The organism is endosymbiont of Lamellibrachia barhami (assembly GCF_011947365.2).
Classification (GTDB): Bacteria; Pseudomonadota; Gammaproteobacteria; order Chromatiales; family Chromatiaceae; genus QGON01.
In genome coordinates this window covers 1898085-1910782 of sequence record NZ_JAAVSH020000001.1, presented here as the reverse complement: position 1 = coordinate 1910782, position 12698 = coordinate 1898085, and the positions used below count along the sequence as shown (strand labels likewise).

At 56.0% G+C, this 12698-nt stretch carries 11 protein-coding genes and 1 pseudogene; 7 read left to right on the top strand and 5 right to left on the bottom strand.

Annotated features, from left to right (window positions below):
* Positions 1 to 198: 198 nt before the first annotated feature.
* From G9Q73_RS08520 to G9Q73_RS08500, 5 genes are all read left to right on the top strand, one after another.
* Complete coding sequence (locus G9Q73_RS08520) at positions 199 to 1209, top strand: LamG domain-containing protein (protein WP_177419403.1); 1011 nt, start codon at positions 199 to 201, stop codon at positions 1207 to 1209.
* 190 nt (positions 1210 to 1399) lie between these two features.
* The gene (locus G9Q73_RS08515; RefSeq protein WP_177419402.1) at positions 1400 to 2668 is read left to right on the top strand and encodes a glutamate-5-semialdehyde dehydrogenase; all 1269 of its coding nucleotides are present in this window, start codon (positions 1400 to 1402) and stop codon (positions 2666 to 2668) included.
* 12 nt (positions 2669 to 2680) lie between these two features.
* Positions 2681 to 3310, top strand: a complete 630-nt coding sequence (gene nadD / locus G9Q73_RS08510; RefSeq protein WP_177419401.1) for a nicotinate-nucleotide adenylyltransferase — start codon at positions 2681 to 2683, stop codon at positions 3308 to 3310.
* A gap of 49 nt (positions 3311 to 3359) precedes the next feature.
* A complete protein-coding gene (gene rsfS, locus G9Q73_RS08505) occupies positions 3360 to 3716 on the top strand; it encodes a ribosome silencing factor (RefSeq protein ID WP_177419400.1) in 357 nt (118 codons plus the stop codon).
* Positions 3717 to 3718: 2 nt separating this feature from the next.
* A complete protein-coding gene (locus G9Q73_RS08500; RefSeq protein WP_177419399.1) occupies positions 3719 to 4702 on the top strand; it encodes a helix-turn-helix transcriptional regulator in 984 nt (327 codons plus the stop codon).
* Positions 4703 to 4751: 49 nt separating this feature from the next.
* Here G9Q73_RS08500 and holA read toward each other — a convergent pair whose 3' ends face one another.
* The 4 genes from holA to G9Q73_RS08480 form a co-directional block, all read right to left on the bottom strand.
* Positions 4752 to 5786 carry a DNA polymerase III subunit delta gene (gene holA / locus G9Q73_RS08495; RefSeq protein ID WP_177419398.1) on the bottom strand — a complete coding sequence of 345 codons (1035 nt, stop codon included), beginning with the start codon at positions 5784 to 5786 and terminating at the stop codon, positions 4752 to 4754.
* A 10-nt stretch (positions 5787 to 5796) separates the two neighbouring features.
* Positions 5797 to 6294: an LPS-assembly lipoprotein LptE gene (locus tag G9Q73_RS08490; RefSeq protein WP_177419397.1), complete on the bottom strand. Its 498-nt coding sequence runs from the start codon at positions 6292 to 6294 to the stop codon at positions 5797 to 5799.
* Positions 6295 to 6423: 129 nt separating this feature from the next.
* Entirely contained in the window at positions 6424 to 9012 is a 2589-nt protein-coding gene (gene leuS, locus G9Q73_RS08485; protein ID WP_177419396.1) for a leucine--tRNA ligase, read from the bottom strand.
* Between the two features lie 60 nt (positions 9013 to 9072).
* Positions 9073 to 9486 (bottom strand): globin, encoded by a 414-nt coding sequence (locus G9Q73_RS08480; protein WP_304956581.1) that lies wholly within the window; start codon positions 9484 to 9486, stop codon positions 9073 to 9075.
* Positions 9487 to 9695: 209 nt separating this feature from the next.
* Between G9Q73_RS08480 and G9Q73_RS08475 the strand changes: the two genes are divergently transcribed.
* Entirely contained in the window at positions 9696 to 10226 is a 531-nt protein-coding gene (locus G9Q73_RS08475; protein ID WP_177419395.1) for a zinc ribbon-containing protein, read from the top strand.
* A 1138-nt stretch (positions 10227 to 11364) separates the two neighbouring features.
* Here the strand turns inward: G9Q73_RS08475 and G9Q73_RS19565 are convergent.
* A pseudogene (locus G9Q73_RS19565) lies at positions 11365 to 12000 on the bottom strand (adenylate kinase); the annotation flags it as partial.
* A 323-nt stretch (positions 12001 to 12323) separates the two neighbouring features.
* On the opposite strand from G9Q73_RS19565, the gene G9Q73_RS08465 reads away from it, so the two are divergent.
* Complete coding sequence (locus G9Q73_RS08465) at positions 12324 to 12671, top strand: hypothetical protein (protein ID WP_177419393.1); 348 nt, start codon at positions 12324 to 12326, stop codon at positions 12669 to 12671.
* Positions 12672 to 12698: the final 27 nt, after the last annotated feature.

The window sequence follows — 12698 nt, the reverse complement described above, 5'->3', positions numbered from 1 at the left end:
AGAGCAGCGTTGCGTCAGGGGAGAGAGAGTAGGGTGAGATCGAAACGGAGATGTCTGGGAGCGCTGGATAGCCTCCCGGTTTTCCAAAACTCCTTACGCACCCCCGGTGAACAAACTACTGTCCCTCGTTGACTCATCAACTATGTCTTGAAGATAGTTCGTGCAATCCACGCGCTATGCAGAGACAAGGAGTTAACAATGAGGATCTCCAAATTTACAGCACTTGCCACAGCACTGCTGATTTCCGGCATGGTGAATGCCGACCTATCCGGCAGTCTGGTGGCCGACTACCCCTTCAACGGCAATGCAATCGATGAAACCTATCATGGTTATGACGGGACGATTCATGGAGGCGCCGCATTGACGTTCGACCGGTTCGGCACTGCAAACAGCGCATACAATTTCGACGGCTCCAGTGGCTATATCGAGATTGGGACGAGCTTGAATTTTCCCTCCTGGCCCAGCTACTCGGTCAGCCTCTGGTTCCTGAATGACGGAGGCGGCGACTGGAGTCTCAGTTATGGCCAGAAGATCATCGATAAAACGACTCCTTATCATGATTTCTACTTGAGCCTCGGACCTGTAAATCCGCCAAGACTGACAGGAGAAATCAGATTCAAGACCCATGAAGGTTATGGCGGAGTAGGCATCGATGGCACGTACCTCTTCGATTCCACTGCGGATTTCAGAGACAGCACATGGCATCACGTTGTCATCAATAAGAATGGCAGTCATGGTGAGCTCTGGGTCGACGGCGAATTGTCTGAATCCGCTGACGATGTAAAGACTGTCTACAATAATACCAGCCTGTTGTTCGGATACAGCCTTTCGTCGCATGGCTATCAGCGGAGATACTGGAGTGGAGATATCGATGACATTCGCGTCTATGACCAGGCAATCTCCGAAGTGGACGTAAAACGCCTGCACATGGAGGGGGTTCCGCCTGCAGATATGCTCACCGATGTGGTTCAAACGATTGTTACGCTCAATATCCAAGAAGGCCTCGCCAACAGCCTGGATGCAAAGCTCGACTCTGCAATCGGCGCCCTGGATGACGTGAACACCGACAATGATGTCTCTGCTGTCAACAGGCTCTATGCCCTGATCAGCGCCATTGAAGCCCAGCGCGGCAAAAAGATTACCGATACGGATGCCGATCTTCTGATCGCTGCAACCCATGCCGTTATCGAGAAACTGTTGTCTGAGTAGCATTGAAGTTTCCATAGGGCAAACAACCACCGCCCTCCCTTCCAGAGGGCGGTGCCACGATCAGCCCACTTGGAGGAAACTTGAGCCACTTCTGGTAGAATTTCCGGATCTCCTCCTGTCCAGACCAACGGGCTGCCTGGTCCGGTGCTAATACCGATAGAATTGAATTACCCCGAAAAGAGATGAGTTGATGACTGAAATCACCGATATCGCCGCATATATGACCGGGTTGGGCGCAAAGGCCCGTACCGCCTCCCGCCGCCTGGCTGCGGCCACCACCGGCGAAAAGAACGCCGCATTGAATGCCATCGCCGACGATCTCGACAGCAATCGCGACGTGTTGATGGCCGAGAACAAAAAAGACCTGCAAACCGGTGCCGCCAAGGGACTCGATGCCGCCCTGCTGGATCGTCTGGAACTCACTCCGGCACGCATCGACTCCATGATCGAGGGACTGCGGCAGATTGCAGGTCTGGCAGATCCCATCGGCGAGATCTTCGATATGAACTATCGCCCAAGCGGTATTCAGGTCGGACGTATGCGGGTGCCTCTCGGGGTGGTCGGCATCATCTACGAATCCCGCCCCAATGTGACCGCAGATGCCGCAGCACTCTGCCTCAAGTCAGGCAATGCCACGGTGCTGCGCGGCGGCTCCGAAGCCTTCCACTCCAACCAGGCCATTGCCGCTGGCATCCAGCGCGGCCTGGAGAAAGCGGGTCTGCCCGCTGATGCGGTACAGGTATTGGCCACCACCGACCGGGCAGCCGTTGGCAGTATGATCACCATGCCGGAGTCGATCGACGTCATCATCCCCCGTGGCGGCAAAGGGCTCATCGAGCGGATCAGCCGCGATGCCCGGGTGCCGGTAATCAAGCATCTCGACGGCATCTGCCATGTCTATATCGACGATCAGGCCGACATCGGTAAGGCGTTCGATGTGACCATGAATTCCAAGACCCAGCGCTACGGCACCTGCAACACCCTTGAAACCCTGCTGGTTGCGGAAGAGATCGCCGAGGAGGCACTGCTGATGCTGGCCGCACCGCTGCAGGAGAAGGGCGTGGATTTGCGCGGCTGTCCGCGTACCCTGGAGATCATCGACAATGCGGTTGCCGCCACCGACGAGGACTGGGATACCGAATATCTGGGACCAATCCTCTCTATCCGTGTGGTGCAGGGTCTGGACGCGGCCATCGACCACATCAACACCCACAGCTCCCAACACACCGACTCCATCATCACTGAAAACTACACGCGGGCGCGCCGTTTTCTTGCCGAAGTGGACTCCAGCTCAGTGATGGTTAACGCCTCCACCCGTTTTGCGGACGGATTTGAATACGGCCTCGGGGCCGAGATCGGCATCTCCACCGACAAATTTCATGCCCGTGGGCCGGTCGGCCTTGAAGGGCTTACCTCGGTCAAATATATCGTGCTGGGCGATGGCCATATCCGCCAGTAACCTCTATTTCACATGATCGGCATTCTCGGCGGCACCTTCGATCCCATTCACTTCGGCCACCTGCGCACTGCGCTGGACGTCAAACTGGCCCTAAAGCTGGATGAGATACGCCTGATCCCGCTGCGACAGGCGGTACATCGCGAACAGCCGGGCACCCCGGCCGAACTTCGTTTACGCATGGTCGAGGCCGCGATCTCCAACAAGCCCGGTTTCGTGGTCGATGCGCGTGAACTGCGGCGTGAAACTGCATCCTTCACCATCGACACGCTGCTCTCACTGCGTGAGGAGTTGGGTGAAGAGGAGCCCCTCTGCCTGCTCATGGGCAGCGACGCATTTAATGACTTTCTCTCCTGGCATCGCCCGCTGGACATTGCCACGCTTGCCCACCTCATCATCATGACCCGCCCGGGACAGCCGACTAAAATCGACCCGCCCCTGCAACAGTTTTTAACGCCACGGCAGACTACCGACCCCACCGAATTGAGTACTGAACCCGGGGGACGCATTCTGTTCCAGACCGTTACCCAGCTGGATATCTCCGCCACTCGCATTCGGGCCATGGTCGCCAACGGAGATAGCCCCCGCTTCCTGCTCCCTGATGCCGTATTGGAGATTATCGAGCAGGAAAAGCTCTATCTCTGAGACCACCATAGGTTACAATCAGGGAAAATCCATCAATCACAGGAACAACATGCGGGTAGAAGAGCTTAAAGACCTGGTCCTCGAGACCCTCGACGATATGAAGGCCAAAGACGTGGTAACACTCGACGTCAGAGGAAAAACCAGCATTACCGACATCATGATAGTGGCGAGCGGCACCTCGGACAGACACGTAAAATCCATCGCACAGACCGTCGCCTTCAAGGCCAAACAGGCGGGTGAAACCCCACTGGGTTCAGAGGGGCTTGATGATGGGGAGTGGGCGCTGGTCGACCTCAATAGCGTAGTGGTCCACGTCATGCTGCCCAAGGTGCGGGACTTCTACCATCTCGAACGGCTCTGGTCGCTGGATCAACCCCGCAACGACGCCAAAGCTGACGAGGGCTAATATTGGACCGGTTTGACCGGATATTCGAACTCAACCGCATCCTGCAGGCGGCCCGCCACCCGGTTTCCCGCAAGCGGCTGGAGGAGGAGTTGGAGTGCTCACGCGCCACGGTCAAGCGTCTCATCGATGAGATGCGCCTCTTTCTCAACGCCCCCATCGTCTATGACCGCACCTTCAATGGCTATAGATATGCGCAGGGCGAGGGGGAGATGTATCAGCTGCCTGGACTCTGGTTCAATGCCTCGGAACTCTATGCCCTGCTGAGCATGCAGCAGTTGCTGGAACAGGTACAACCCGGTCTGCTTGGGAGCCACCTGCAACCTCTTCGGCGTCACATCGAGCAACTACTGAGGCGCCAACATGCAGGAGGGGAGCAGATAACCCGGCGCATCCGCATCCTGCAAGCCGCAGCCAGATCTGCGGGAGATCATTTTTCCAACCTGGCAACCGCCATTGCCCTGAGAAAGCGACTGCGACTCGACTACTACAGCCGCTCACTGGATCAGTCCACGGCACGGGAAGTCTCCCCGCAGCGCCTCACCCACTATCGGGACAACTGGTATCTGGATGCCTGGTGCCATCTGCGCAAGGGACTGAGGACCTTTGCCCTCGACGCCATTTCCGAGAGCGCTGTGCTGGAGAAAAAAGCGCGGGATATCAACGAAGACGAGCTTGATCACCACTATCAATCGGCTTACGGCATCTTCAGCGGCCAATCCGACAAGACAGCCGTGCTCCACTTCACCGCCGAACGTGCTCGTTGGGTGGCAAAAGAGCAGTGGCACCCATCCCAGGAGAGCCGCTGGCTGGAGGATGGACGTTATGAGCTGTGCATTCCCTATCACAATCCGGTGGAACTGATCATGGATATACTGAAGTATGGACCGGATGTGGAGGTGGTCTCTCCCACAGGATTGCGTAAATCGGTAGCTGGCAGGATAGCGGCAATGACAGATATTTACCGCTGTAGGCCCGATCAAGCGTAGCGGATCTGGCGTTCCATGGTCGGCAGAACGTGCGGAATTGCCGGTTCCGCTACGCTTGAACCGGCCTGCTTCTACTTTTTCCCAATCGCCTGCCGGAGATACCCAGCGCAATATCCTGCAGTAACAACCAGGGATCCCCATCGCCCATCCCTTTGATAGTGCGATCCACATTTGCACAGAGAATGAGCAGTCGCCGCCAGTGGGCCGCCCGCTGTTTCAACCCCTGACGCACTAAAGGCTTGCGCTTATCCCAAATCCGGTACGCCCCCATCACCCGCTCCGCCGATCCGCCCTGCTCAATCTCGTGGGACATGACCGCCAGTTGCCGTATCTCCCGGGACAACGCCCAGAGCACCACAGGCGTCGCCAACCCCTCACCTTTCAGTCCATCCAGCATGCGTAACCCGCGCGCGGCATCCCCCTGCAGCAGTGTGTCCACCAGACCAAAAACGTCGAACCTTGCACTGTCGGCCACCGCCGCCAACTGCTCAGCACTGATGACTCCAGGCCCCTGAAGCAGCAGCAGCTTTTCAATCTCCTGGGAAGCGGCAAGCAGATTTCCCTCGATGCGCTCTGCCAGCATCTCCACCACGCCGGACTCGGGAATCAGGCCGACACCACGCAGGCGCTGCTCGATCCAGGGTGGCAGGCGCGCACCCTCCACCGGCCAGATCTGTACCAGCACCCCGATTTGATCCAGCGATTTCACCCATTTACTGTTCTGCTGACTGCGCTCCAGTTTAGGCGCGGTGATCAGCAACAGCGTATCCTGGGGTGGATTGGCAGCATAAGCGGTTAGCGCCTTGGCGCCCTCAGTCCCCACCTTGGCGCTGCTCAAACGCAGATCAAGGATACGCTGCTCGCCGAACAGGGAGAGACTGTCTGCAGCACCGCTGAGGGCGTTCCAGTCGAAATTAGGGCTATGATCCAGCACCTCTCGCTCGGTGTAACCCTGTGCCCGGGCACCGGATCTAACCAGGTCGGCGGCCTCACCCATCTGCAAGGGTTCATCACCAGTGAGAAAATAGATCGGCGCCAGGCTTTTTTTCAGACTGACGGCAAGTTGGTCGTTGTGCAGGCGCATGCGTCAGAGCCTAGTTCAGCTGCGCCTGCAGGCGCCGGACAATCTGATCCGCCATATCGGTACGCATATCACCACGCACCAGCTTAGCCTCGTTGCGACGGCCCAGTTCGTCCGTACCGCTATAGGTCAACTCACGCACAAGTTCCAGATGCTGATCAGGCAGCGCGGCTTTACCCTCACGATCCACCACGAAAAAGTCACTCTTCAAGCGCAACTCATACTCCAGCGCCTTGCCGTTTTCATCGACGGAGAGGACCCGATATTTGAATATCTCGGTGAGTGAGAGGCGATTTTTCGCCTCCGCCGCATCGGCAGCCAGGGCCACGCCTGATGCCCGCAGATCCCGCTGTAGAACCCCCGCCAGACTCTTGCGATTTTCGCCATTCTCCACAAACAGGCCATTCAGGTTGGGCGTCGCCTGATGGTAGCCCTTCAGATGAAAACCGCAGCCAGCGAGAATCAGCAAGGTCGACAGGTAAAAAACGCTACGCCAGCGTCTCGCCCTCATGCCACTCTCCTGTATCGTTTAATGGTCACTTTTTGATCGATTTCCCGTCATTAGGATTGCCCGATCCGCTACGCTTGATCGGGCCTACGGCTCTGCATTTTACCGGAACGCCATTTTCCTTCGACCCAGCTACTTGGCAACAATGCTCACCAGTTTGTTGGGTACAACGATGACCTTGCGCACGGTGGCATCACCAACGAACTTCTGCACATTATCATTGCAGAGGGCAATCTCTTCCACCTTCGACTTATCCGCATCCACCGGCACCTGAATCTTGGCCCGCACCTTGCCGTTGACCTGGATGACGTACTGAATGCTCTCCTGCTTCAGCGCATTCTCGTCAGGTTGGGGCCAGTCTGCGGTCAGGATGTCATCGCCATAACCCAGTTCACGCCACAGATGATGACTGACGTGGGGGGCGATGGGACCGAGCAGGCGCAAGACGATGCCGAGACCTTCATGCAGCACGATGAGATCCGCCTTCTCGTCACCCAACTTATAGAGGGTGTTGACGATGGTCATGCAGGCGGAGACGACGGTATTGAACTGTTGGCGCTCATAATCGAAAACCGCTTTTTTCAGCGCTTCGTGGATCTCACGCCGCATATCCTTCAGTGCTTCCCCCATCTCGGGGTCGGAGTCGTTTTTCGATTTATCGAAAAACGACTCCGACCCCTTCACAGCTAACGCCCATAGACGTTTGAGAAAGCGAAATGCACCCTCAACCCCCTCGTCATTCCACTCCAGCGACTGCTCCGGCGGCGAGGTGAACATGGTGTAGAGACGCACGGTATCGGCACCGTAGCGGTCGATCAGCGATTGGGGATCGATGCCGTTGTTCTTCGACTTCGACATCTTCTCTATACCGCCGATTTTCACCGGCTGACCATCGGCCACCAGGCTGGCGCTCAGCGGCCGGCCCTTTTCGTCCTGTTCCACCTCCACTTCAGCCGGGTTGTACCAATGCTTGGAGCCGTCACTCTGATCCCGGTAGTAGGTTTCCGCCACCACCATGCCCTGGGTCAACAGGCAGGTGAATGGCTCGCTGCTCTGCACCAGCCCCACATCGCGCATGAGCTTGTGGAAAAAACGGGCGTAGAGCAGATGCAACACCGCATGTTCGATACCGCCGACGTAGTGGTCCACCGGCAGCCAGTAGTCAGCCCGCTCATCGAGCATGGTCTCGGCGCCGGGGCAGGTGTAGCGGGCGTAGTACCAGCTCGACTCCATAAAGGTATCGAAGGTATCGGTCTCACGTTGGGCCGCACCGCCACACTCGGGACAGCTGCATTTGGCAAATTCGCCATCAGCCTTGATCGGATTGATCGTGTCCTCGTCGTAGACGAAGTCCTCCGGCAGCACCACCGGCAGATCCGCCATCGGGACCGGCACGGTGCCGCACTTGTCGCAGTGGATCATGGGGATCGGCGTACCCCAGTAGCGCTGGCGGGAGACACCCCAGTCGCGCAGGCGGAAGTTCTTGGTTTTCTCTCCCTTGTTACGCGCCTGCAGCCACTCGGCGATGGCATCGAAAGCCGCTTCGGAGGTGAGATCGTTGAAGGGGCCGGAATCCTTGAGCACACCCTTTTCGATGTAGGCGGCGGCCTGGATGTCGATATTTGTGCCATCCACCGGGTGAATCACTTGTTTGATCGGGATACCGTATTTGCTGGCGAAGACATGGTCGCGCTCGTCGTGACCGGGCACCGCCATCACTGCGCCGGTACCGTAGCCCATGAGCACGAAGTTGGCAGCATAGATTGGCACAGGCTCGCCGCTCACCGGATGGATCGCGTTGATACCCAGGGGCATACCCTTCTTTTCGATGGTCTCCAGATCCGCCTCGGAGGTGCCGACCTGGCGACACTCATCAACGAACCTGGCGATTTCAGTATTGCTCTTCGCAGCCTGCAGCGCGAGCGGGTGCTCACCAGCTACCGCCACATAGGTAACGCCCATGAGCGTATCGGGGCGGGTGGTAAAGATGGTCAGGCTCTCATCCGAGCCTTCGATACCAAACGCCATCTTCACACCGAAAGAGCGGCCGATCCAGTTGCGCTGCATGGTGCGTACCTGGTCGGGCCAGCCTTCCAGATTATCGATCTCATCAAGCAGCTCATCGGCGTAGTCGGTAATCTTGATGAACCACTGGGGGATTTCGCGGCGCTCCACCAGCGCCCCGGAACGCCAGCCGCGGCCGTCGATCACCTGCTCATTGGCAAGCACAGTCTGATCCACAGGATCCCAGTTGACCACCGCGTTCTTGCGATAGACCAGACCTTTTTTATAGAGCTCTGTGAAGAGCCACTGTTCCCATTTGTAGTAGTCGGGCCGGCAGGTGGCCAACTCCCGGTCCCAGTCATAACCGAAACCGAGGCTATTGAGCTGCCGCCTCATATATTCGATGTTGTCGTAGGTCCAGCCCGCAGGCGCAGCCTTGTTCTTGCGCGCCGCGTTCTCTGCCGGCAGCCCAAATGCATCCCAACCCATTGGCTGCAGCACATTTTTTCCCTGCATACGCTGATAGCGGGCGATCACGTCCCCGATAGTGTAGTTACGCACATGCCCCATATGCAGCTTGCCGCTGGGATAGGGAAACATGGAGAGGCAGTAAAACTTCTCCCTCGATGGATCTTCAACCACCTTAAAGGTCTTCTCTTTCTCCCAATGAGCCTGGGTCTGTTGTTCTATCTGACGGGGGTCGTAGGTATTTTGCATGGTCCGGCTTCGGGAAAATGTGTTCGGATAATCGCGGAAGGATAACCTAACCTCAGACATTCAGGAAGTTGGGTCGGACATTCGCTCAATCACATGGTCGATCGCCCGCTCCCAGGCAAGACGAGTCTCTTCACTGAACTCCGAATCACATTCCGCCACTGTCTCGACCAATGCCTTTCGCCAACCGGCAAAAAAACGAGGTTCCACATTCAGGCGCCGGTGTATCTTTCCCAGCATCTCCATGTACATCCCCAGTCCCGGTTGACCCTCTGTTGTGTCAGCCAGCATCTCCAGGGTGGTAAGCAACTTCTGCTTGATTTGCGGCATATCCCGGTTATGAAAAAAAGCCGCAACCTCATCGGATTGGCCAACGAAGCGGTCGTAAAAACGATCAAGAAATTGATCATTCGCTGTGGAGCGTCTGAGGCTTTCACGAAAACGTTTCCGGTCGATTTCATTCATTGTGGTGGTCACGAAGATTCTCAAATTTGGGTGCAGCCTGCGCACCATTGCAGCCAATGGGTAATAACAGAGTTTCTCATGAAACGGTCAGTAAATTTCACCATTCCTGGTTCGAAGACCATCTCAATTGGCCCGGATCATTTGCCAACGCGTAAATTTCATCCATTATTACTAATAGAAGAACCAGAAAATTGCGGTGAGACCGCGGTAAGGAGCAGACCATGACAGATCCCGACAACAAAAATCCACTGGACAGACTCACAGACGCTTATGAGGAGATTCTCGAGCATGTGCATGATGCCATTGAATCGACAAAGGAGAATGCCATCCCGGGTCTCAAGGACTATTTTGACGATGCCAAGGAGAAGGCCGTCGAACTGGGTGAACTGAGCCGCGAGGAGGCGGATAAGGTCGCCGGCTATGTCGAGCGGGATGTGAAAGATGCCGCGCACTACTTGATTGAGACCGGGGAACAGCTATCCGAGTGGTGGCAGTTTGATGTCCATCAGGTGGAAGACCGAATGATCGAAATGTTCTCCAGAGTGGCGGATCAGACCAAGCTGGAGCTGAACAAGATCGCAGAACGGGCAAAAGAGGCATCCCGATACCACACAGGTGAGGTCACCGGGCCCGGCACACTGATCTGCTCAAGCTGCGGCAAAGAGATGCATTTCAAAAAAACCGGGCACATCCCACCTTGCTCCGGGTGCCACGGCACTGAATTCCGGCGAGCGGGTGAAAAAAAGAATTAACTATCTCCTCCGCAATCGGAGGGAGTAATTAATTAAATTGTGGGAGCGGCGCCCCACCGACAAGCTCTCTGGGCGCCACAAAAAAGGACTCCCAATTCAGGGAGTCCTTTCTCATCAGGCAATGGATTGAGTGGGGCTACCGCCGCCGCTTTCCAGCCGCTTTCTTTTTGGAAGACACTTTCTTCTTTGCGGCTACCTTTTTCCTGGTAGCCACCTTTTTCTTAGAGGAGGCTTTCTTCTTCGCCGCCACCTTTTTCCTGGTGGACACCTTCTTCTTCGCAGCTACCTTTTTCTTGGCGGAGACCTTCTTCTTCGCCGATGCCTTTTTCCTGGTGGACGCTTTCTTCTTCGCAGCCACCTTTTTCTTGGCGGAGGCCTTCTTCTTCGCCTTCACCTTTTTCCTGCTGGACACCTTCTTCTTCGCAGCCACCTTTTTCCTGGCGGAGGCCTTCTTCTTCGCCTTCACCTTTTTCCTGGTGGACGCTTTCTTCTTTGCAGCTACCTTTTTCCTGGCGGAGGCCTTCTTCTTCGCCTTCACCTTTTTCCTGGTGGACACCTTCTTCTTCGCAGCTACCTTTTTCTTGGCGGAGGCCTTCTTCTTCGCCTTCACCTTTTTCCTGCTGGACACTTTCTTCTTCGCAGCCACCTTTTTCTTGGCGGAGGCCTTCTTCTTCGTCGATGCCTTTTTCTTGCTGGACACCTTCTTCTTTGCGGCCACCTTTTTCTTGGCGGAGGCCTTCTTCTTCGTCGATGCCTTTTTCTTGGTGGACACCTTCTTCTTAGCAGCTACCTTTTTCTTAGAGGAGGCCCTCTTCTTCGTCGATGCCTTTTTCTTGGTGGACACCTTCTTCTTAGCAGCTACCTTTTTCTTAGAGGAGGCCTTCTTCTTCGCCTTCACCTTTTTCTTGGCTGGCGCCTTCTTCCTCGTAACAACCTTCTCTTCCGCCACCGTGATTTTCTCAGGCACTTTCTCTTCAACCGCCTCCATCACTGCGACCGGCTCTGACTCGACCACCGCAACAACCTCAGGCTCAGACTCCGGCTCGGGTGGTGCAATCTGTTCCGGTTCCATCACCTCATCATCCTTTTCCGGCAGCGGCGTCTCCACCTCAGCTACAGGGGATGCAGCGACTCCATCCAGAATCTGACAAACGCCTGCAAAGATCTCTTCGATCTCCCCTGCGCCTTCGATCCGACGTAGCTTGCCCTGTTCATCATAATGATCGATCAGCGGCACGGTCAGGTTGTCATAGACATGCAGCCGATGACTGATGGTCTCTTCATTATCATCCACCCGCTGATGCAGCTTGCCGCCGCACTTGTCGCACACACCTTCGACGATAGTGGGATTGCTGTAGATGTTGTACATCTGACCGCAGGACTCGCAATTGCGCCGCCCCACGAGCCGCTCCATCAGCGCATCGGTTTCCACATGGATGAGTATCGCGAGATCCAAAGGCTGACCCAACGCATCAAGCATGCCGTCAAGGGTCTCGGACTGAGCAAGATTGCGCGGGAAACCGTCGAGAATGTATCCCTCCTTCACATCCTGGGCCTGCAGACGCTCCCGGATCATGGCCAGGACAATATCGTCGGAAACCAGGTGCCCCGACTCCATTGCCTCCTTGGCCTGCCTGCCCAGTTCAGACTCCGCCGCCACAGCAGCCCGCAGCAGATCCCCGGTGGAGATCTGGGGAATCCCGTATCTCCCCACAATCTTTTTGGCCTGGGTTCCCTTACCCGATCCTGGCGCTCCAAGCAGAACGATTCTCATCGCCACTCCCCTTTAGTTAAGTGGTATCTTAAATGTGTGGCCAACCCGCAGCCAAATTTGGATAAACACCCATGTCCCAAACGCTGGAGGAAGCGAAAAAAACGCTGTCCCATGCCCTACACCATCAGCTAATTAGGAAATTCCATGACTGCATCCAAGTTTTGGATTGGCCGCCGTTGATCAGCTTGGGTAAGCTAATATAAGAATCCCCCTAAAGTCAACGAAGTTTATGTACTCATCCGGGGCAATCGATTATGCTTCGACCTCCGTGGCCCGGCGACTCTGGGCTTGATTTAATTGACGGACTGCAGACCTTCCCCCCCATGCCGGAAATTTCAGATATTACCGACACAGAGCGCTGGATCATCGATACCACCCTCAAAGAGCGCTACGATCGCGATGTGCCTTTGCAGCTCGCAGACGCAGAGATACGTCTGATGCTCTCTGACAGAGAGCTCACAAGCTGCCCTGTCGTCTACTGGAACGAGGAAGAGTGCAACTTCGTGCTGTTCAAGACGGGCGACCGTAGATACCGCTGCCAATTTTTCTACCGGGGATACCAGCAGTACGGTACCGGCGTCCATGAATATGACGATTTGACCGAATGTATCGTCTCCCTGCTGCAGACACAGGCCGATTATGCGGCCAAAGAGCGGGGCGACCTGAAATAAAGTTCCAGACAATATCCATTTTTCCGC